Source organism: Sphingobium sp. FW305-3-2-15-F-TSA7, from assembly GCF_058787155.1.
The window spans coordinates 1-21194 of record NZ_JBYSZM010000021.1; the positions used below are offsets into that span (position 1 = coordinate 1).

15 protein-coding genes are annotated in these 21194 nt (G+C 64.8%); 5 read left to right on the forward strand and 10 right to left on the reverse strand.

Features of this window, described 5'->3' with window-relative positions; translation table 11 throughout:
- Positions 1-95: 95 nt before the first annotated feature.
- The 4 genes from AC3WN8_RS16865 to AC3WN8_RS16880 form a co-directional block, all read right to left on the reverse strand.
- Complete coding sequence (locus AC3WN8_RS16865; RefSeq protein WP_492670621.1) at positions 96-1580, reverse strand: indolepyruvate oxidoreductase subunit beta family protein; 1485 nt, start codon at positions 1578-1580, stop codon at positions 96-98.
- A gap of 2 nt (positions 1581-1582) precedes the next feature.
- Complete coding sequence (locus tag AC3WN8_RS16870) at positions 1583-3706, reverse strand: thiamine pyrophosphate-dependent enzyme (protein ID WP_492670622.1); 2124 nt, start codon at positions 3704-3706, stop codon at positions 1583-1585.
- Between the two features lie 4 nt (positions 3707-3710).
- Positions 3711-4490 (reverse strand): cyclase family protein, encoded by a 780-nt coding sequence (locus AC3WN8_RS16875; RefSeq protein ID WP_492670623.1) that lies wholly within the window; start codon positions 4488-4490, stop codon positions 3711-3713.
- Between the two features lie 75 nt (positions 4491-4565).
- Positions 4566-6380: a 2OG-Fe(II) oxygenase family protein gene (locus tag AC3WN8_RS16880; protein WP_492670624.1), complete on the reverse strand. Its 1815-nt coding sequence runs from the start codon at positions 6378-6380 to the stop codon at positions 4566-4568.
- A 135-nt stretch (positions 6381-6515) separates the two neighbouring features.
- On the opposite strand from AC3WN8_RS16880, the gene AC3WN8_RS16885 reads away from it, so the two are divergent.
- Positions 6516-7919: an amidohydrolase family protein gene (locus AC3WN8_RS16885; RefSeq protein WP_492670625.1), complete on the forward strand. Its 1404-nt coding sequence runs from the start codon at positions 6516-6518 to the stop codon at positions 7917-7919.
- A gap of 111 nt (positions 7920-8030) precedes the next feature.
- On the opposite strand, the gene AC3WN8_RS16890 is transcribed toward AC3WN8_RS16885, so the two are convergent.
- From AC3WN8_RS16890 to AC3WN8_RS16910, 5 genes are all read right to left on the reverse strand, one after another.
- Entirely contained in the window at positions 8031-8504 is a 474-nt protein-coding gene (locus AC3WN8_RS16890; RefSeq protein WP_492670626.1) for a MarR family winged helix-turn-helix transcriptional regulator, read from the reverse strand.
- 173 nt (positions 8505-8677) lie between these two features.
- The gene (locus AC3WN8_RS16895) at positions 8678-9661 is read right to left on the reverse strand and encodes an ornithine cyclodeaminase family protein (RefSeq protein ID WP_492670627.1); all 984 of its coding nucleotides are present in this window, start codon (positions 9659-9661) and stop codon (positions 8678-8680) included.
- Positions 9658-10542 carry a bile acid:sodium symporter family protein gene (locus AC3WN8_RS16900; RefSeq protein WP_492670628.1) on the reverse strand — a complete coding sequence of 295 codons (885 nt, stop codon included), beginning with the start codon at positions 10540-10542 and terminating at the stop codon, positions 9658-9660. The genes AC3WN8_RS16895 and AC3WN8_RS16900 overlap by 4 nt, the downstream gene beginning before the upstream one ends.
- Before the next feature lie 28 nt (positions 10543-10570).
- Positions 10571-11758, reverse strand: coding sequence for a dipeptidase (locus AC3WN8_RS16905; protein ID WP_492670629.1), 1188 nt, complete (start codon positions 11756-11758; stop codon positions 10571-10573).
- 8 nt (positions 11759-11766) lie between these two features.
- Complete coding sequence (locus AC3WN8_RS16910) at positions 11767-13041, reverse strand: amidohydrolase family protein (protein WP_492670630.1); 1275 nt, start codon at positions 13039-13041, stop codon at positions 11767-11769.
- A gap of 293 nt (positions 13042-13334) precedes the next feature.
- On the opposite strand from AC3WN8_RS16910, the gene AC3WN8_RS16915 reads away from it, so the two are divergent.
- Together AC3WN8_RS16915 and AC3WN8_RS16920 are read left to right on the forward strand one after the other, a co-directional pair.
- A complete protein-coding gene (locus tag AC3WN8_RS16915) occupies positions 13335-14210 on the forward strand; it encodes a LysR family transcriptional regulator (RefSeq protein ID WP_492670631.1) in 876 nt (291 codons plus the stop codon).
- Positions 14211-14309: 99 nt separating this feature from the next.
- Positions 14310-15467 (forward strand): CaiB/BaiF CoA transferase family protein, encoded by a 1158-nt coding sequence (locus tag AC3WN8_RS16920; RefSeq protein WP_492670632.1) that lies wholly within the window; start codon positions 14310-14312, stop codon positions 15465-15467.
- 19 nt (positions 15468-15486) lie between these two features.
- Here AC3WN8_RS16920 and AC3WN8_RS16925 read toward each other — a convergent pair whose 3' ends face one another.
- The gene (locus AC3WN8_RS16925; RefSeq protein ID WP_492670633.1) at positions 15487-17157 is read right to left on the reverse strand and encodes an MFS transporter; all 1671 of its coding nucleotides are present in this window, start codon (positions 17155-17157) and stop codon (positions 15487-15489) included.
- 250 nt (positions 17158-17407) lie between these two features.
- Here AC3WN8_RS16925 and AC3WN8_RS16930 point away from each other — a divergent pair, with 250 nt between their 5' ends.
- Together AC3WN8_RS16930 and AC3WN8_RS16935 are read left to right on the forward strand one after the other, a co-directional pair.
- A complete protein-coding gene (locus tag AC3WN8_RS16930) occupies positions 17408-17920 on the forward strand; it encodes a hypothetical protein (RefSeq protein WP_492670634.1) in 513 nt (170 codons plus the stop codon).
- A gap of 268 nt (positions 17921-18188) precedes the next feature.
- Positions 18189-21059: a M14 family zinc carboxypeptidase gene (locus AC3WN8_RS16935; protein WP_492670635.1), complete on the forward strand. Its 2871-nt coding sequence runs from the start codon at positions 18189-18191 to the stop codon at positions 21057-21059.
- The last annotated feature ends 135 nt before the right edge of the window (positions 21060-21194 follow it).

Sequence of the window (21194 nt, forward strand, 5' to 3'; positions counted from 1 at the left end):
GGGGAGTCGGAAGAGGCCTTGGCGCCGGTGCTCGATCCTGCCCCGACGCCCCCCTCTCCCCAACCCTCTCCCCCTGAAGAGGGAGAGGGAGTCACTCACGACGCCAGTTGCAGCTCTTCCAGCGCACCGGTCAGTGCAATGCCATCCTCGTCCGCCAGTGCGGCCTCGCGGAGCCTTTTGATCGTCGCGGCGTCGGCGCCGTCGCCCAATGCGCGATAGCGCTCGACGATCCGCGAATAGCTGGACAGCCCTCGTGCGAAGGTGTCGCCATAGCCTTTGATCAGCCGCTGACAGAGGATCAGTTCGAGCGCGAGCGCAGGATCGCGGCCGGCGGCGTTCCGTGCCAGATCCAGCCAGTCCTCGATCCGCGCCTGTTCCATCTCGTAGCGCAGCGTACCGCGCCGCCAGCGGCGGAAGCTTGCGAGCATGGAGAGCATGAGGAACCAGCGGACGCTGGTCGTCCGAACATGGCGCCCCTTCTTGAACATCGGGTGCAGCCAGCGTGACAACCGGTCGCTGGCCAGGATCCGCCGCCCGATGCCGGCAGGCAATGTCTCGCAAATCTCCTCGAGCCGCGGATGCATATATTCGGTGATGTGGAGAAGCTGATCGTCGGCCACCTTCACCTCATCGCGCACGCGCGCGAAGCGGCTGGCGCGGACCTTCAGATCGGCGACGCGGATCGTATCCTCATAGCTCATCCACAGCGCCAGGTGGCGCGCCGCTTCACGCGTCATCCGCCAGTCTTCGGCGCCGTCATCGACCGCGCGAATGCCTGCCAGCCGATCGAGATAGAGCTCGGCATAGCGGGCGTCCTGATAATCCATCAGCCGCCGCACGCCTTCGATCGCGAACTCATGCGCCGATGCCGGAAACTGCCCGGCGATCCGCTCGGCAAAGGCTCTTCCGGTCGCGCTGTTCGGCTGCGTAGCCGCCACGGCTTCGACGGTTTCGTTCAGCCGCCCCTGTGCGGCCTCGAAGCCGGCGGTAAAGCCCGCGAGATTGGTCTGGATCGCCTTGCCGCCGGCGCGGATTGCCGCTTCGAAGGCCTCGCGCGGGAAGGGAAGGGCGCCGCTGCCGGCCAGTGCGCCGAACATCACCGAACTGATGACGCTGCCGGTCTTTGCCGACAGTGCATCCATGTCGAAGCCGATAAAGCGTTTGGCGCGTTCACCGGCCGCCGCCAGGATGCGCTCGCCGCTCGCGCGACCGTCGCCCATCGCCGATTTCTCTGAGATGGCGTAGACCCGGTGGGTCGATCCGATCAGCACCGTGCGGTCGGCGCTGACGAAGCCGCGCAGGATGGCGCGGCCCGCTTCCATCAGTTCGGACGCGATGACGATATCGACGTCGCCCGGAACCGGGGTCAGCGCCAGTACGGGCTGGGCCGGGCCATCGGGGATCATCTCGATATAATAGACGGTCGATCCGGTACGCTGGGCGACGCCGGGCACCGAGGTTCCCTGCGAAACGAAGCCGTTATGCGCGCCCAGTTCGACAATCCAGTCGGCGAGCACGCCGCCGCCCTGGCCGCCCAGGCCGAGCACGGCGATGGCAATGCGTTTGCGATCATCCGTCATGCTCAGAATGCCCTTGCCGCGATCGAACGTGCCGACCGTCTTTGCACCGCGCCGATCACCCAGTTCCGCAACCGGTCGCGCGTGCGATCCCAGCGCGTCGGATTGGCGACGATTTCCGCCTTGTAAAAGGACGGGCAGAGCACCGCCGCGTGGCTGACCTCGCCGCACACGCCGCAGCCGACGCAACTATTGTCGACATGTGCGATCGGATCCTGGCGCAGCGGATCGGGATTGGCCTTGATCGTCAATGACGGACAACCCGACAGGCGAATGCAGCTATGGTCGCCGGTGCAGGTGTCGGGGTCGACGCCGAAGCGCTCGCGCACCACCCGCTGGCCCGACTTGATCGCCTTGGCCATCAGCGGCTTCACGCGACGCTGGCGGTTGAGCTGGCATTCGGACTGGGCGACCAGCACTTTCGGGCCTTTTTCCGGGCTGGTCAGCGCATCGCGGATCGCATCGCGCATGCCCGCCACGTCATAGGTGCGCGTGAGCGTCTTCGCCCAGCCGATGCCGATACCGCGCACCGCTTTCTCGATTGGATTGTTGGTCTGGCGATTGGCGTTCTCGGCCTTGGAGGACAGGATGTCCTGCCCGCCTGTCGCCGCCGAATAGCCGTTGTCGACGATGATCGTCAGATTGTCGTCCTGGTTGAAGACGGCGTTGCCGATGCCCGAGGTCAGGCCGTTATGCCAGAAGCCGCCATCGCCCATCATCGCGATCGCGCGCTTGCCGCCAGGCTTGAACGCCGAGGCGCCGGCGGTTCCCAGGCCATAGCCCATGGTGGTGTTGCCGATATTGAAGGGCGGCAGGATCGAGAACAAATGGCAGCCGATATCGGCCGAGACGTGGAATTCGCCCAGTTCCTTCTGGACGAGCTTCATCGCCGAAAAGATGGGCCGTTCGGGGCAGCCGGTGCAGAAGCCGGCGGGCCGCTGCGGGACCATGGCAGGCGTCAATGCCGGCGGAGCAGCGGGTGTTTCGGGCGGCGCCCGGTCCGGCGCCCAGGCACGCAAGAACTTCGCGACGCCGTCGCGGATCACCTGTCCGCTATATTCGCCGGCGCGCGGCAGCACGTCCTTACCGATGATCCGTGTCTGTAGATCGGCACGGCGCACCAGGGTGTTGAGTTCGTGCTCGATGAATTCGGGCTGGCCTTCCTCGACCACCAGCACGGCGCGCTTGCCCGTACAGAAATCGCGGACCTCGTCGGGGATCAGCGGATAGGTGACGTTGAGCACATAGATGGGCAAACTGGCATTGCCATAGGCGTCGGACAGGTCGAGCAGTTCGAGCGCACGGTTGAGCGAGTTGAACAACCCGCCCTGGACGATGATGCCGATATCATCGTCACGCGTGCCGAAATGCTCGTTGAGCCGGTTCTCCTGAACGTATCGTATGCCCGCCGGCCAGCGCTTCTCGATCTTCTCCACCTCGTGGAGGAAATTGGCGGGAGGCAGCACGATCCGTTCGACGTCGCGGGTCGGCGATTCCGCCGCCTGCTGTACGGTCATCTTCGGGCGCTGATTGTCGCGCGCGACGAAGCTGCCGGTGACGTGGCAGGCGCGGACGCGCAGTTCCAGCATCACCGGCGTATTCGAGGCTTCGGAGAGTTCGAAACCCTTTTCAACCATATCGACGATCGCCGTCAGGTTCGGGCGGGGATCGAGCAACCACATCTGCGACTTCATCGCGAAGGCATGGGTGCGCTCCTGCATGATCGAGGAGCCTTCGCCATAATCCTCGCCCAGGATGATCAGCGCACCGCCCGTCACGCCGCCCGATGCGACGTTGGAGAGCGCATCGGAGGCGACATTGGTGCCGACCACCGATTTCCACGCGACCGCGCCGCGCAGCGGATAATTGACCGACGCCGCGAGCATCGCCGCGGCACTGGCCTCGCTCGCGCTTGACTCGAAATGGACGTCCAACTCGCGCATCAGGTCGTTCGCGTCGGCGAACACATCCATCAAATGGCTGATCGGCGATCCCTGATAGCCGCCGACATAAGCGACGCCCGCCTGGAGCAGCGCCTTGGTGACGGCCAATATGCCTTCGCCGTGGAACACTTCGTTCGCTCCGATCCGGAGCTGCTCCACCTCGGCCTTGAACGAGCGTTCCGCCATCGGCTCAGCCCCCGACCAGCGCCAGCACGCGCAGCGGACTGCCCGATCCGCCAGCGATCTTGAGCGGGGTGGCGATCACCACGCTGCCGGTCGCGGGAAGCTGATCGAGATTCTGCAGGCATTGCAGGCCGTAGCGGCCGGCGCCGTGAAAGATGCCGTGCGCGGGGTAGGGCGGGTTGAGCAGATGCGCCTGGCCTGCATCGGTGCCGATCGTCTCGACGCCAAAGCCGTGTGCGTCGCGTTCCTCGACCAGGAACCGCACCGCTTCGGCCGACGGCCCGGGCGTATGCGCGCCATCCTCGCGGCGATTGACGTAATCCTCCACCGAACGCTTCGACCAGTCGGTGCGCAGCAGCACCCAGTTGCGTGGCGGGATGCGGCCATGCTCGGTTTCCCAGGCCTCGATATCGGCGACGGTCAGCAGATAGTCGGGATCGGCGGCCGATTTGGCCGAGATATCGATGACGATGGCAGGCGCGATGAAATCGGCGGGCTGGATCGTATCAAGCGCATTGTCGGGCAGGTCCTTGCCTGTCACCCAGTGGATCGGCGCGTCGAAATGGGTGCCGGTATGCTCGCCGACGGTGAAGTTGTTCCAGTACCAGGCGACGCCGCGCTCGTCGTAGCGCGAGATCTCCTGCTGGCTGAAGCCGGCGCATTGGCCGAATTCTGGCGGGAGCACCAATGTCGGCGTGTCCGGGGACAGCGTCTGGGTCAGGTCAACGGTACGGATCGCGCCCGAGGCGACCCCGGCGGCGAACTGCTGAAGCGTCTGCGTCGTCATTGGTTCTTCTCCCTCTCTATGGCCGACTATGACTCCAAAAACGTGCATATGCAACTTTTTCTCCCGGCGATATGGTCACGCCGGAACGACGTCGAATGCGATCGTGGTGCGGTGGCGATCATCCTCGAACGGGATGGTGCCGTGATAGAAATAGGAGGGGAACAGCACGAGCTTGCCGATCTCGGGCTTGACCAGCCTGGCGATGCGTTCGCGCGGGCCGAGGCCCAGCGCGGTCTCCCCGAACTTCAGCCAGCCCTGATTGTCCGGAGCCTTGTCCACCGCGGCGGGCAGCCCGACATAATAGCATGAGCTGATCCAGCCCTCCGGATGGAGATGATTCATATGAAAGCCCGTGCTGCGCAGCCGCACCGACCATGATCCGGCAAAGGCGAAACCGCCCGATCTGCGGCGGAGAAAGGGATGTCCGGCATCGTCTGGCAAGACCGCGATATAGTCGCGGATCCGGGCCTCGATCATCAGCCGGATCGCCGCGATCTCGGGACTGTCGCGATCGAACAGGTCGCCGATGGTCTGCGTGCCGCCGCGCAGCGTCTGTTCGAGTGGATGGTGCGACATGGTGTGCAGATCGGCGAGCACGGCCTCTAGCCGCGCATTGAACGCGGCGACGTCACCCATCCCGGCGGGCGGCTGGAGGATTGCGCTGTCGATGAAGCGTTCATAGTCGTTGACGTCTTCTTCCCGCCGGTCGCCGGTCAACCGCCAGCATAGCGCCTGATAGGCGATCGACTGCTGATCCAGTGGATTGCGCGCCAGCACAGGATCCAATGCCGCCTGCGCTTCGGCGGGGCGTTCCAGGATGATAAGCGTCCGCGCGACTTCCCGGGCGACCGCGGCATTGCCGGGATCGCGGGAGAGTGCGGCCGAGAATTGGGCAAGGGCGGCGTCGCTCTGCCGCTGCGCCCAGAATGCCTGGCCGAGCCTGTGGCGTATTTCGACCGTATCGATCCCGCGCGCCACCGCCGGCGCAAGCAGCGCGATGCTGTCGGCCGATCGGCCGCCCAGATTCCATCGGTTGGCGAGATCGGCGAGCAGCCCTGCTTCGTCGGGCCGAATGCTCAGAGCCTCCTGATAGCTGCGCAGATAGTCGGCGGTGTTCCCGGTCTGCCAATGAAGGCGTGCAAGCGAGTCGTGCGCATCGCGATCGTCGGGCCGGACCTCGATCGCGGCGCGATAGGCGGTCGCGGCGTCATCGAACCGCGCCAGATCCTGAAGGCAGTGACCGAGATTGTAGCGGATTTCCCCCGAACCGGGTTGAGCGATGGCACAATGTTCGAACAGATGCAGCGCCTGCGCCGGATCGCCCGACAATCGCAGCGCCACGGCCAGATTGTGCATCGTCGGGACATGGCCCGGACGGATGTCGAGCGCAGTGCGGAACGCCGCAACGGCATCGTCGAGCCGTCCATCGGCCCTGTACGCCCGTCCCAATGCGGACCAGGCCTTGCCGTCGCGCGGAGCCTGGCCTGTTGCCGCACGAAGCGTTTCGCACGCGGCCGCCGGATCGCCGGCTGCAAGCAGCGCCAGCCCCAGATTGACGCGCGCATCGCCAAAATCGGGCGCAAGTCGCAAAGCGCCACGATAGGCATCGGCCGCCTCGTCGTACCGCCCCAGATCGAGCAAGCTGTTGCCGAGATTGTTGAGCACGTTCGGCTGCGCGGGACTGGCGGCAAGCGAACGCCGAAAGAGCGAGACGGCGGCCGTATCGTCCCGCTGCCTGCGAGCGATCATGCCGAGCAGCTGCAATGCATCGGGCTGTTCCGGCGCCGCTGCCAATATCTGGTGGAGCAGGCGCGTGGCGTGCTCGCCATGGTCGGTGCGCGCGAGGTCCATCGCCTGGTGCAGCGCGTCCTGCATTGTCATTTGCGGCATGTACGCCCGGCTCCTTTCCCTGGCCGTGCCGACGCAATCGGGGACGTCGGCAGCGAACCAAGCAAAAGCGGCTTGTACGGTCAAGCGAATCGCGCTTTAAATCATGTGCTAATTCACATAATTGGGAGCGCGGTCATGAATATTCGGCTGAACCGATCGAGATTGCGGATCGGAGCGGGTGTCGCACTGGCGCTTGTCGCGACCGCCATGTCCGGCGGGAGCGCTCAGGCGCAACCCGGCCCGCTGGCCCGTCCGCTGGGCGACACGACCGACGATGTCCGGCGGCTGCCCATCCCGCCGGTCGACCGCAGCCGCGAGCCGCTGGTGGTGCTGAAGGGCGGCACATTGCTCGACGGTCGCGGCGGTTCGCCGATCACCAATGCCGTGGTCGTGCTGCAAGGCGATCGCATCGTTTCGGCCGGGCCAGCCGCATCGATGCCTGTGCCCGCCAACGCCGGGCGCGTGATCGATGCGTCCGGGCTCTACATCCTGCCCGGGCTGATCGACCTGCATATCCATTTCACCCAGCAGCGCGGCGACGATATGGGCAGATATTCGGACAGCCCCGCCGCTGCCGCCATCCGTGGCGTGGCGCTGGCCGATCAGCTCATCGATGCGGGCATCACCGCCGTGCGCGATGTCGGCACGATGGACGACGTCGCGCTGCGTATCAAGGAAGGCGTCGATCGCCGGATCATCCGCGGCCCGCGGGTGATGTGGAGCGGCCGGATCATTTCGAGCACGGGCGGCCATGGCGACGAAGTCACCTCGACCGCGACCGGGCGCCAGAAACCAGCGCTTGGCGGCGCTCCACGCGGCTTCGATGGGCCATGGGAATGGCGGACGGCCGTGCGCGAGCAGGTGCGCAACCTGGCCGACTGGATCAAGCTGGGGGCGCCGGCGGACAAGGAGGAACTCGCCGCCGCGATCGAGGAAGCTCATTCGCTCGGGGCGCCGGTCGCGATCGACAGTTTCGGCGATTATACCGACATGGCGATCGAAGCCGGGGTCGATACGCTCGAACATCCGCTGGCGATGACCGACAAGGCAGTGCCGCTGATGAAGAAGCACGGCACCGCCTTCGTGCCGACGATCGGCGCCTTCGACAATCTGCTGGAGGGCGGATATCCGGTAGCGGGCATTCCCACCGGCGGCTTCTATCACACCCATTCGCGCCGGTTCGTGATCAACCAGCAAGATCATCTGAAGCGTGTCGCGGAAGCGCACCGCGCCGGCGTGCCGATCGGGGTGGGCACCGACATCCCGTTCGAGAATGAACGCCGCTATCCCGACGCCTATTTCCGCGAACTCGACTATCTGAAGCAGGCCGGGCTTTCCAATGCGGAAATACTGGCTTCGGCGACGCGCGTCGGTGCGCAGATCATGCGGATGGGGGACAAATTGGGCACGATCGAGCCCGGCAAGATCGCCGATATCCTGGTGGTGGGCGCCGATCCGCTCGCCAATCTCTCAGGCCTGCGCGACGTTCGTTATGTCGTCGCGGATGGTCAGGTGGTGGTGGAGAAGGGGGCTCGGTAAGGGCGACCTCCCTCTTCTTGTCATTCCCGCGAAAGCGGGAATCCAGACGATGTCGATCATCGAGCTCTACGTCACTGGATTCCCGCTTTCGCGGGAATGACAGGGGAAAATCTACTCGATCGGCAGCTTGCTCAGATTGTGGCTGATCTTCTGCAACGTCTTGAGCAACTGGGCGATGTCGCGATCGCTGATGCCTTCGGTCGCACGCACGAACTGGCGGCCGACGATCGGGGTCAGTTTGCGCAGCGTCTGCTGCCCAGCCGGCGTCAGCGTCACTTCGGTGATGCGATTGTCCTCGGGATTGGGCTCGGTCGTGACCAGCCCCTGTTCGAGCATGCGATCGATGATCCGGCTGACCGTCGATCGTTTGGTCAGCGCGACTTCGGCAAGTGCGCCGATGCTTGCCGGCTGATGTTCGCGAAGAACCGTCATGATGCGGTAGATGGGCTTGGACACGCCATGCTTGTGCAGCACCTTGTCCATATCCTCATGATATTTGTAGTCGGCGTGCGCCATCAAGTAGAATGGCGAATTCTCCAGCCGGAAACCCGGGCTGCTCGGGTCGTATGCGCTACGGCCGCTCATGCTATCCTCTGATTTGCCCATCGACTTCATAACCTGTTCCGGCAACGACATGTTTCAACTACGCTGATGGCGCCTTGCCCGCAACGTTCCATCCCGCCCCCTTAGCAGGAGAGGGGTGGTTGTGGAGGCATAATCCGACAAAAGACACGTGTCTTTTCACCTATCTCTGTGCGTCAGAATGGAACCCGGCTTCCGGCCGATGCGGCCTCGGCGGCGCGACACAGATAGGCGGCGCTCGCAAGATCCTGCACGACATGGCCAAGCGATTTATAGATGGTGACGTCGTCCGGGCCAGTGCGGCCGGCCAGGGTGTTTGCCATTATCTGGCCGATTTCGCCCAGAACATGATCGTCACCAACGAGCCCGGCTGCCTTCGCATTCAGGAATTCGGCACCCTGGGCGAGCACGCCGGGGCGATAGTCCGCAATGAAACGTGCGCGCGCGACCAGCGCAGTGTCGAGTTCGGCAGGGCCGGCGCGGCTCGATCCGACCGCATTGATATGGGTGCCGGGCCGGACATGATCGTCATGCAGGATCGGATCGTGCGCGGCGGTGGTGGTGCAGACGATATCCGCATGCGCAACCGCTGCACCGACATCGGGCGCGCCATCCGCGTCGAGCCCCAATTCCGTGCGAACCCGCGCCGCCATCGCAGCCGCCAGTGCCGGATCGCGCCCCCAGATCGTGACATGATCGAGCGTTCGGACATGGCTGACCGCTTCGATATGCCGCCAGGCCTGTTCGCCATAGCCCAGCACGGCAAGCCGCGACGCGTCGGCGCGCGCGAGCGTGTCGGTCGCGGCGGCGGTCGCGGCAGCGGTGCGGATCGCGGTGACCTCGCCGGCATCGACGATCGCCACCGGGGCACCGGTAGCCGCATCGAACAGCGCGATCACGCCCTGATGCGAGGGTTTGCCGGCCGCGAAATTCTCCGGAAACACGCTGACCAGCTTGGCGCCGAACGGTCCGTCGCCACCCATTGCGCCGGGCATCACACCGAATGCGCGGCCATGATCGAGATCGATGATGCCGCGCAGCAATTGCCGCGTCGTCCCGTTCGACAATGCGATCATCGCGTCGCGCATCAACGGGATGCAGGCGCGATAGGTCAGCAGCCGTTCCACATCCTCGCGGCCCAGGATCAGCAATCCGCTCATGCGGCCGCCGCCGGCGCGAGGCGCGAACGGAACCAGCGGATCAGCAGCATCGCGTTCACGATCATCACCAGACCATAGATATTCTGGGTCACCGCGAGCGGCAGGCTGTCGAGCACGGTCAAGGTCAGGAAAGTTGCGAGCGTGACATTGTGCACGCCGACCTCGATCGCCAGCGTCATCGCATCGGCGCTGCCCGCGCCGATCAGCCGCGCAATGCCGAGCCCGGCCGCCATCGCGGCGACATTGAGCAGCAGGATCGCCGGGCCTGCGCCCCAGAGATTGGCGAGCACCATGTCCAGGCTGACGCCGATCGCGAAGGCGACCACCGCGATCAGGACGATCAGCGAAACCGGGCGAAGCCAGCGGCTGACGCGTGCGGCCAGGTCAGGGGCGAAACGGCGCACGAGCATGCCGACCGCGATCGGCAGCACGGTGATCCGGATCAGCTGCATCATCACATTGGGAATGGAAAGGTCGGGAACTGTGCCGCCTGCCGCGAAATGCGGGATCGCCCAGCTCAGCAGGATCGGAATGGAAAAGACGGTGATCAGGCTCGACAGCGCCGTCAGCACGACCGCGAGCGCGATATTGCCGCGTCCGACGAATGTCAGCGCGTTCGATGTCGTGCCCGCCGGGCAGATGCCGAGGATGAACAGACCCAGCGCATATTGGGGCGGCAGCTGAAGCAGCCAGCCGATGGCGAGCGCGAGCAGCGGCATCAGCACGAGTTGTCCACCAAGGCCCGCCAGCACGGTGCGACGATTGGCGAGGACGAGCCCGAAATCGCCGAGCCTCAAGGTCAGGCCCATGCTGAACATGATCAGCATCAGCCCGATCGGTACGAGCGCGGTGTTGACGAAGGCGATCATCTCTTGCGACATCAAAATCTCTCTTCCTGCGGTCGGGCGATCAGGCGCCCCAGATCGTCCTGGCGTAGTTGACGAAGTTGCGGCCCAGGATCTTCTCGATCCGTGCCTCGCCATAGCCGAGCTTGCGCAACCGGTCGGCCAGGTCATGGAACTGGGTGGGACCGCGCAGGTCGATCACGAAGGGCAAGGTATCCGGATTCTCGCCGGCCGCGCCGATGCCCGCGGCCTTGCGGTCGGAGATCTCGCGGGCGATGCGTGTCCGGTAGGCGGGGAGGTCATCGATCGCGGTGATGCCGCCATCGGTGCCGATACCGACATGATCCTCACCGCAGATCTTCACCGCATGGTCGATATGCGCGACCACATCCTCCGCCGTGGCGTGGCTGGTGGGGTTGAGGAAAGGCATGAAATAGATGCCGACAAAGCCGCCGCGCTCGGCGACCAGACGCAGTTCCGCATCGGTCTTGTTGCGCGGCAGATCGGTCAGTGCGCGACAGCCGGTATGGTTGATCGAAATGGGCTGTTTCGACAGTCGCGCCGCTTCCAGGCAAGTCCGCTCGCCGCTGTGTGACAGGTCGACCATCACCTTGTTGGCGTTCAATCGCTCGACGAGTTCGCGGCCGAAAGGCGTCAGCCCGCGATTTTCCGGCGCCATCGATCCGTCGCCTGCTGCGTTCGCGGGATTGTAGGTGAGCTGGAATATGCGGACGCCGAGATTGGCGAAGATGTCGGCGCGCGATACGTCCTTGCCCATCATCGCGCTGTTCTGGAATCCGTAGATGATGCCGATCCGATTCTCGCGCTTGGCGCGCAGGATGTCGGCGGTCGTCAGGATCTTGAGAAAGTCGTTCGGCCGCGCCTCGATCCGCGCATTCCAGATGCCGATCTCCCGCACGCTATGCTCGAATGGCTCCATGTCGCCGGCGACATAACCCAGTGTCACGTTGACCGCGGTCAGGCCGGAAGCGCGGGCATCGTCGACCACGCGCTGATCGACCTCACGGGCAGAGGCATTGGCGACGCCGGTCTTGGGTGGTGGGCCGTCGGGGCGGCGATTGGGATTGCTCAGGCCGCCAAGCGCATTGATCACGATCGCGTTTGCGGGAACCCCGTGCGTCGGCGCAGCCGCCGCGACCGCCGTCGAGAACAGCGAAGGCGCCGCAACCGCGCCAGCACCCAGTGCGAGCAGGTGGCGGCGGTCGATCTGCGATTGGGGAATGTCGGTCATCATTTGCCTCATTCTCTCAGAGGAATCTCGTCGCGCGTGATCGGGCGATAATCGGTTCGATCGTAGCGGCGGCCCTGCTTCACGGAGAAGCGCACGCTGCGCAGATTGCCGAGCGACTCCAATGGATTACGTTCGACCACCAACAGGTTGGCGAGCTTGCCGGGCTCGATGCTGCCCATATCCTTCTCGCGCCCGATCGTGCCCGCACCGGTCAGCGTCGCGGCACGGATCACCTCGGCGGGCGACATGCCCGCCCGTTCGGCCAGTAATTCCAGCTCGTCGTAAAGCGCGGGATAGGGCGCATCCCATTCGGTGAAGCCGTCGGTGCCCGTCGCGATCCGCACGCCGGCACGAAATGCCTGAAGTGTCAGTTTCGCCGCGAGATCGAGCGTGCAGTGATAGGGTTTGCCGCCGGGGTTCTTCGCGGTGCGCAGGTCGGTCTCGCGATAGACCCGCAGCGTCGGATCGAGGATGATGTCTCGCCGTTTCATCTCGGCGAACAGCTTCGCCATCTCCGCCGTGTCGCCGGCAGCGAACTTCGCATAATCGACGGGGAAACGATCCTGATAGCTTTGCGGACGCGGATCGGAGAGCTGATAGGCGAGGTAGCAGGTGTGGGAGATGACGTCCGGCCCGGCCGCGATCACCTGGGCAGGCGGCGTGGGAAAGACCATGCCGTGCGCCCAGACACGCATGCCCTGGCGATGCGCCTCGGCCGCGATCTTCCTGACCAGTACAGGTGGCAGGTTCGCATAGATCTTGATCGCCATGGCGCCGGTCCCGCGCGCGATCGACACTGCGGTACGAATATCGGTCTTGTCGGTGATCACCTGCATCCATGGCACGGTGCCGGGGGTGAAGCCGCGCGCCGCAGCGGATGTGCGGGGATCGTCGAAGAAGCTCTGGCCCGCCATCAATGCCGCGAAATACAGATCCGGCCCCGCAATCTCCCCCAGCATCGCCTCGCGGTTCAATTCGGCGATCGAGCGCAGATCGTCCGCCATGATCCGGACCGCGGTGATCCCGCTATAGATGTCGCGGCGCATCTGCGCGCGCGCCGCGCGTGCATCGGGCGGTGTCGCGAGATGCTGATGGTCGTCGATCAGCCCGGGCAGCAAATAGGCGCCGGCGATATCGATGATCTCCGCTCCCTTCGTCATCTCGGGCGTCAGTGCGCGGCTTTCGAGCACCGCCTCGATCCTCGATCCGGCGGTCACCACCGCCATATCACGCCGGATCGATCCGCCGGTGCCGTCGATCAGCGTCGCACCGCGATAGATCACCCGCTGCGCAGCGGGAGCCGGCGCAAAGGGCAGGGGCTTTTCGGCCCGTGGTTGCGCAAGGAGTCCCGACGTGGAGAGGCAAATGAGAGCAAGACATCCAAGAAGGCGTGGCAGCAAGGACGGCACGAACATTTCCCCCCGGTGCCGTTTGCAGCGGCACCTCCCCATGGGTGATGCCAGTGACGGCGCCTGCTTTCCACCCCCAAAGGCGAGAACATCGCGACGAGCGGCGGGAATGCGTTTCGCCCCCGGATTTCAGCCGCTAATACAGCGTGGCGAGCCGGGGAGTTGCGATGTTCGATTGGGATGATCTGCGCGTTTTCCTGGCCGTGGCCCGCGCACGGCGCATGGCGCCTGCGGCACGTGCGCTCGGCGTCGATGCGACGACGATCGGCCGGCGGATCGCGCGATTGTCCGATGCGCTGGGGGCCGAGCTCTTCGAATCCGTGGGCGTGGAAAAGCGCCTGACCGATCGCGGCCAGGCCCTGTTCCGCCATGCCGAAGCGATCGAGAGCGCGGCGCTTGCTGCCATGGGCGAAGTGACCGGGGATTCGCGCAGCCTGTCGGGCCAGGTGCGGCTATCGGTCGCGGAAGGCTTCGGCACCTGGGTGCTTGCGCCCGCGCTTCCGGCCTTTCATCGCACGCATCCCGATATTCAGCTCGATCTGGTCACCGCCTCGGGGTTCCTCAATCCATCGAAGCGGGAGGCCGACATGGCGGTGATGCTTGCCCGCCCGCGCAGCGGCAAGCTGGTGGCGAGCAAGCTCGGCGATTACCGGCTGCGGCTCTACGCGTCGCGCGCCTATCTGGATCTTTACGGCATGCCCGGGCGCGCCGAGGAGCTGAAACGGCATACGTTGATCAGCTATGTTCCCGAATTCATCTATTCGCCCGAACTCGATTATCTCGGCGAGATCGGCGCGGGGCTGGAGCCCAAGCTGAGGAGCACCAGCATCAACATCCAGCACCGGCTGATCACGGGCGGCGCCGGGATCGGCATGCTCCCCGCCTTTATCGGCGAGCGCGATCCCAATATCGTGCCGCTGCTGGCCGACGAAAAGGAAATCCGCCGCAGTTTCTGGCTGGTGACGCATAGCGACACGCGTGGCCTGGCGCGGATCGAGGCGGTGGCGGACCTGCTCCGTCGCTGCACCACCGGTTTCGGCTAGAGCGTTGCACGAATTCGTCTTTCCGGCTGGACCCGGCAGCCAGGTCGAAGCATGGATGCCCGTCATCAATGTCCATGCTGTGATCCGGGAGGAGCGAGGGTGACGCCGAATAGCGCACAAGGACCGCTGAGCGGCCTGAAAGTGGTGGAGTTCGCCGGCATCGGGCCGGCGCCGTTCTGCGGCATGCTGCTTTCCGATCTCGGCGCGGACGTCATCCGCATCGATCGCAAGGTGCCCGGCGTCGACGGCGTCGGCGTCAACGGCAGTCCGTACGCGGTCACCGAGCGTGGCCGACGGTCGATCGCACTCGACCTGAAGCGACCGGAGGCGATCGAGACCTGCCTGAAACTGATGGAAAGCGCGGATGCGATATTCGAAGGGTTTCGCCCCGGCGTGATGGAGCGGCTGGGGCTCGGCCCCGATGTCGTGCTCGCGCGCAATCCGAAGATCGTCTACGGCCGGATGACCGGCTGGGGACAGACCGGCCCCTATGCGCCGCTTGCCGGTCACGACATCAACTATATCTCGATCAGCGGTGCGCTCGATGCGATCGGGCCGGGCGACAGGCCGGTTCCGCCGCTCAATCTGGTCGGGGATTTCGGCGGCGGCGCGCTCTACCTCGCTTTCGGTCTGCTGGCGGGCGTGCTGCATGCGCGTGCGACCGGCACGGGCCAGGTCGTCGATTGCGCGATGAGCGATGGCGCCGCATCACTGATGGCGATGTTCTACGGCCTTCGCGCCAAGGGCATATGGTCGGAAGCGCGGCAGGACAATCTGCTCGACGGCGGCGCCCATTTCTATGGCACCTATCGATGCGCCGACGGCAAATGGATTTCGCTGGGGCCGCTCGAGCCGCAATTCTACGCCGAATTCCGCAAGCGCGCCGGGATCGACGACCCGGCCTTCGACACGCAGGCGGATCGCAGCGCCTGGCCGATGCTTCGTGAGAAGCTGGCAGCGCGGATCATCGAGCGCAGCCAGGCCGAATGGTGCGCCATATTCGAGGGAAGCGATGCCTGTTTCGCGCCGATTCTCGGCATGGATGAGGCACCGGACAATCCGCACAATGCGGCACGTGGCACCTTTGTCGCACCGGGCGGCATCGTTCAGCCTGCGCCTGCGCCGCGCTTTTCGGCGACGCCGGGCGCCATCCAGTCGCCACCGCCGGCTGCCGGCCAGCATAATGACGAAGCATTGGGCGATTGGGGCCTCACCACCGCCGAGATCGCGGCCCTGAGGGAGTCGGGCGCGCTGTAACGCCCGGCGGTCGCTCGCTTCAGGTCGCGCGCGTCGGGTCCGCCAGCGCGTCGCCGACGCCGGCCGGATAAAGGATCGGCAGCGATCCGGTCTGGCGTTCGATCATGCGGTGGACGCGGGGCTTGTCCGGCCCCAGGTGAAGCGCGAGCAGCCGATCCGAATTGACGGCATCGGCATGGGTGCGGCGATGATTGTGCCGCACATATTCGAGCCAGGTCGCGACATGGTAGCGCTCGATCCACAATTCGGGTTCAGCGAGGTCGCGCATCAGCGCCCAGTGTCGCGCGCCGTCACGGATGCGGATGCGGCGGCGCTCCGCCATCTCGGCCAGGAATTGCCTGATATTCATCGGTGCGATGCGATATTCGATGGTGACGACGATCGGCCCGCTGCGCGGCTCGACCGGGACGGCGGTTTCGGGTTCGGTCCATCGACTGAGCGGATTGAGATTGAGCGCCTGAACCTCCGGCAAGGGGCGCCACAGGCCGATGATCGCGCCGACCGCCTGCAATGCGCCGGCGATCAGCAGTGCCGTGTTGACGCCATAAGCGCCAGCAAGCCCGCCGAACATCCAGCTTCCCAGCGCAATGCCGCCGGACGACGCCATCTGATACGACGCCAGCGCCCGCCCCACCACCCAGCGCGGCGACGCGAACTGGACCGAGACGTTGAAGGTCGAAAGCGCCAGCACCCAACCGGCGCCGGCAATCATCATCGCGACGATGGTGACGGGCAGGATATAGCTCACCGCCGAAACCACGGTGCCGACGGCAAAGGCCGCCGTTGCCATCCGCACGATCGTCTCGCTAGACCCGCGATCGCGCAAGCGGCCGCTCAGCAGCGCGCCCAACACCGCACCGAGCCCGAATGCGCCGAGCAGCATGCCATAGGTGAGTGCGCCGCCCGAGATATGATCGCGCGCGATCAACGGCATCAGTGCGGGAAGCGCGCTGGCGGCAAGGCTGAACAGCAATGCGCGCAGCAACACCACGCGCAGATGGGGGGACATTGCGACATAGCGGATGCCCGCGCCGACCGCCTCGCCGATCCGTTCGGGCGGCAACAGGCGGGGCGGCAATTGCGGTCGCCAGCGCAGCAGCACGACGATCAACCCGATATAGCTGACCGCGTTGACCAGAAAGGCGGCTGCCGCGCCCGCCGCTGCGACGATGACACCGCCGATCGCGGGACCAAGGCTGCGTGCCAGGTTGAAACCCATCGAATTGAGCGCGACCGCGGCGGGCAGGGCGGCACGCGGCACCATTTCGCCGACCGAGGCCTGCCAGGCCGGACCGTTGAATGCGGTGCCGATGCCGATCAGGAAAGTGAAGCCGAGCAGCAACCAGGGGGACAGCAGATTCTGCCACGCGCAGATCGCCAGGATGGCGGAGACAACGAGCATGAAACCCTGCGCCCAAAGCATCACCGTCCGTCGTTCCAGATTGTCGGCCACGGCGCCCGCCCACAATGCGAGCAGCATGACGGGCAACATGGTCGATGCCTGGACCAGCGCGATCAGAGTCGGCGAATTGGTGAGCGAGGTCATCATCCACGACGCGCCGACCAGCTGGATGAGCGTACCGAAATTCCCCGCCATATTGGCGATCCACACCGCCCTGAACACCGGAATGCCAAAGGGGGAGGGAGGTTTCTCGCTCGGTGACGCTGATGGCGGTGACGGATCGGCCATGCCCCCTCATGCAGCGACTGGCCGGCGTTGAGAAGGGGCGAAAACACGAAAACGACCCCGCGCGGATATGGCGGTCGTGGCGACGCGATTCCCGCATCTTCGACGGATGCCGCAAATCCATCGACGAGCGTCGCCCGGCCGCACTGGCTTGTGTGGCATCGGCGCACCAGATTGGAGCAAATCGAACGAAGGCGCTGCGGAAACCTGTTTTCCGAACGTCCTCTTCAATATGGCGCCGTGAGGGGGGACGATGGAGATTCTGGAACGCAGACTCGAGCGCGGACAGCTCGCCATTGGGATCGTCGCGAACGGGCGCGTGGCGCTTGGGCTGTTCGCGGATCTCATGCGTGAATTCGATCGCGGCTTTCGGCGCTTCGCACTGCAGCGGCGGCGCAAGGTCGGCCATTTCCTCTCGATCGAGGCGCTGGCCACCGATTGCGTGATCCTGCGCCATGATCCCGATGCCTGTCATTGCGGCAGCGACAATGTGGTCGAGCTGGCGCTGGCCGAGCTGCGCACGGCGATGGCAAGCATCGCCGACGGCAGCGGAGATATCCGATCGCATTCATTGTTCCGGCTGATCGACAGCCTCGGTCGTCTTGCCGGCAATAAATGGGTCGACGGCATCATCCTGCGCAGCGAGACATTGCTGATGATCGACGGTGCATTCGGCGACCGCTGGAAAGCGATGCGGATGATCTGGGCCTGCGCGGACGGCACCATGGACGAGGACGGCTCGTCGGACATCGCCCGGGCAGCCTGACGCGGGAGGATCAGTGCACCCAAGGGAAGGCGCACCGATCACGATTGGCGACGCGGTCGCCACCTCTCTCTCCCTGTGTCCGACATTGCACGCCCGACATCTGAAAGACGTTCCAACCGACGATTTCCGTAACGGCATGCCGAATTATTTTCGCCTTTGCCTGGTCCTGTGTCGACATTTTCCATTCAGGCGATATCGATCTTGCCTGGAAAACAGGGCGCTAGCGTCTTCGAAAACCGTCAGATCGATCGATGCTTGGGGAATTTCAATGAAAACGCACCGTGTCGCTGCATTGCTGGCCTTTGCGATGGTCACCACCAGCCTGGCATCGCCTGCCGCCGCGCAGGACGGGCAGGCGGAGACCCAGGCCATGGACGCCGAATATGGTGCGCTGATCGCCAAGCATCTGCAGGACAAAAGGATCACCACCGAGCTGGTCGATCATATGCCTGCATCCGATACGGTGCCGTCGCCGCTCAAATTCTTCGGCCGCATCCCCGGCACGCCCGATGAGCTGACCTATTCGAAGGACATCCAGCGTTATTATCAGGAGCTGGCGAAAACCTCTCCTAACGCCCGCTTCTGGACGATCGGCAAGACCGAGGAGGGACGCGACCTGTTCGTCATCGCGATCGCGGACAAGGCGACGCTCGACCAGCTGGAGCAGAACAAGGCCGAACTCGCCGCGCTCGCCGATCCGCGCAAGACGAGCGAAGCGGAAGCCCGGCGCATCATCGGGACCGCGAAGCCGATCTACTGGGTGACGAGCGGCGTCCACTCACCCGAGACCGGTGGACCGGAAACGCTGGTCGAAACCGCCTATCGCCTCGCCGTCGAGGATTCGCCGTTCATCCGCAAGATCCGCGAGAACATCATCACGTTCATCACGCCGGTGGTCGAGGTCGATGGCCGCGAGCGCATGGTCGACACATTCTATTACGGCAAGAAGACCGGCAAGCCGAAGCCGCCGATGATGTATTGGGGGAAATATGTCGCGCACGACAACAACCGCGACGGGCTCGGCCAATATCTGAAGATGACGCAGCACCTGACCGAAGGCGTGCTGGAATGGCATCCGACGGTGCTGCACGACCTGCACGAGGCGCAGTCGTATCTCTACACCTCGACCGGCAGCGGCCCGTACAACAATTCGCTCGATCCCATCCAGTCGCAGGAATGGTGGCTGCTCGCCCAGACCGAGGTCATGGAGATGACCAAGCGGGGCGTCCCCGGCGTCTGGACCTATGGTTTCTACGACGGCTGGGTGCCCAATTATCTGTTCTGGATCGCGCTGACGCACAACAGCTTCGGCCGCTTCTACGAAGTGCAGACCTATGGCCCCGATATCCGCAAGGGGCTGACCTTGCCGGCAACGACGACGAGCCGCGAATGGTATCGTCCCAATCCCCCGCTGCCCAAGATCGACTGGGGGCCGCGCAACCACGTCAACATCTCGCAATCGGGCCTGTTGTTCGCGCTCAACAAGGTCGCGGTCGATCGCGAACTCTATCTCGAAAATTACTGGCTGAAGAACCGCCGTGCGGTGGAGACGGGCAAGTCGAGCGAGGCGATCAATGCCTGGGTGATCCCGGCCGCGCAGACCGCGAAGCTCAACGTGATCGACATGGTCAACACGCTGCGCCGTCAGGGCGTGGAGATCAGCCGGGCGGATACGGCCTTTTCGGCGGGAGGCGTCAACATCGCGGCGGGCGATTACGTCATCCGCGGCGATCAGCCCTATCGGACGCTCGTCGACATGTACACGAGCGTGCAGAACTATCCGGCGAGCAATCCGCGGCCCTATGACGATACCGGCTGGACGATGCAGTATATGCGCAACGTCGATCTGAAGACGGTGCGCGATCCGGCGGTGCTGCAGAAACCCATGACGCTGCTCTCCGCCGACGTCGCACCGCGCGGCGGCATCGCGGGCAATGGCGCGACGATCCTGATCAACCATAGCGGCGACAACGAACTCGTCACATTGCGCTTCAAGCTGAAGGGGGTGAAGATGCTGGCGGCCGAACAGCCGTTCCAGGCCGGCGGGCGCAGCTATGCCGCAGGCAGCTTCATCATTCCCGACGCGGACCGCGCGGCGGTGGAAAAAGTGGTGGCGGAGCTCGGCATCAACGGCCAGGCGGTGGCGCGTGCGCCGGCGGTCAAGTCGCACGAACTGACGGCGCCGCGCATCGGCTATCTCCATTCCTGGCTGCGCACCCAGGATGAGGGCTGGTGGCGTGCGGCGCTCGACCGCTACGGCATTCCCTATGACTATTTCGCCGACATCAAGGTGCGCGAAGGCGGGTTGCGCCAGAAATACGACGTCATCATCTATCCCACCGTCGGCGGCAGCGCGCAGGATATGGTGGCGGGCGTGCTCAAGGACGGCGCCGATCCCATCCCCTACAAGCGCAGCGAACTGACCCCCAATCTGGGCGGCATCGACGAGGCCGACGATATTCGCGGCGGGCTGGGCCTCGACGGCCTCGCCGAACTCAAGAAATTCGTCGAGGAAGGCGGCACGCTGATCGGCGACGGATCGACGGTCGAGGCACTGGCCGATTACGGCGTCGCGACCGGGGTCAGCGTCACACGGCCGGCGGATCTTTACACCAAGGGTGCGATCATGCGCGGCGTCTTTTCCGACAAGACCAGCCCGCTGGCCTATGGCTATGAGGGCAGCGAGCTGCCTATCTATTTCTCGCAAGCCCCGGTGCTGAGCGTCGGCGCACGGCCTTCACCGACACCGCCAGGCGGACGGCAGGTGCAGAATATCACCCCCAATGCGGTGCCCGTCGAGCTATCCCGCTGGGGCAGCGAACCGGCCAAGGCCAAGACCGCAGAGAGCCCGCCGGCTCCCCCCGCCGCTCCGGGCGCCAAGCCGCCGGCCCAGAAGCCCCGTACGATCATGCAATTCCCTGCAAAGGCCGAGACTATCCTGCTCAGCGGCATGTTGAGCGGCGGCGAGGCACTGACCGGCAAGGCGCTGATCGTCGATGTGCCGAGCGGCAAGGGCCATATGGTGCTTTATGCGCTGCGGCCGTTCTGGCGCTGGCAGACCCAGGGTAATTATTTCCTAGGCTTCAACGCGATCCTCAACTGGAACAATCTCGGCGCGGGGGATCCACCCAAGCCATAAAATATCTCCTCCCTATCGCGTAGCGATGGGGAGGGGGACCACCCGAAGGGTGGAGGGGAAGTGCCGCGCCAGCGGCAACGAGCTCGTTGACGGCGGACAGATCGTATTTCCCCTCCACCACGCAACTACGTCGCG

Excerpts from the sequence above, each read along its gene's own strand:
- AC3WN8_RS16865 (WP_492670621.1), bottom strand. The coding sequence starts at position 1,580 with ATGACGGATGATCGCAAACGCATTGCCATCGCCGTGCTCGGCCTGGGC.
- AC3WN8_RS16870 (WP_492670622.1), bottom strand. The coding sequence starts at position 3,706 with ATGGCGGAACGCTCGTTCAAGGCCGAGGTGGAGCAGCTCCGGATCGGA.
- AC3WN8_RS16875 (WP_492670623.1), bottom strand. The coding sequence starts at position 4,490 with ATGACGACGCAGACGCTTCAGCAGTTCGCCGCCGGGGTCGCCTCGGGC.
- AC3WN8_RS16880 (WP_492670624.1), bottom strand. The coding sequence starts at position 6,380 with ATGCCGCAAATGACAATGCAGGACGCGCTGCACCAGGCGATGGACCTC.
- AC3WN8_RS16885 (WP_492670625.1), top strand. The coding sequence starts at position 6,516 with ATGAATATTCGGCTGAACCGATCGAGATTGCGGATCGGAGCGGGTGTC.
- AC3WN8_RS16890 (WP_492670626.1), bottom strand. The coding sequence starts at position 8,504 with ATGAGCGGCCGTAGCGCATACGACCCGAGCAGCCCGGGTTTCCGGCTG.
- AC3WN8_RS16895 (WP_492670627.1), bottom strand. The coding sequence starts at position 9,661 with ATGAGCGGATTGCTGATCCTGGGCCGCGAGGATGTGGAACGGCTGCTG.
- AC3WN8_RS16900 (WP_492670628.1), bottom strand. The coding sequence starts at position 10,542 with ATGTCGCAAGAGATGATCGCCTTCGTCAACACCGCGCTCGTACCGATC.
- AC3WN8_RS16905 (WP_492670629.1), bottom strand. The coding sequence starts at position 11,758 with ATGACCGACATTCCCCAATCGCAGATCGACCGCCGCCACCTGCTCGCA.
- AC3WN8_RS16915 (WP_492670631.1), top strand. The coding sequence starts at position 13,335 with ATGTTCGATTGGGATGATCTGCGCGTTTTCCTGGCCGTGGCCCGCGCA.
- AC3WN8_RS16925 (WP_492670633.1), bottom strand. The coding sequence starts at position 17,157 with ATGGCCGATCCGTCACCGCCATCAGCGTCACCGAGCGAGAAACCTCCC.
- AC3WN8_RS16930 (WP_492670634.1), top strand. The coding sequence starts at position 17,408 with ATGGAGATTCTGGAACGCAGACTCGAGCGCGGACAGCTCGCCATTGGG.
- AC3WN8_RS16935 (WP_492670635.1), top strand. The coding sequence starts at position 18,189 with ATGAAAACGCACCGTGTCGCTGCATTGCTGGCCTTTGCGATGGTCACC.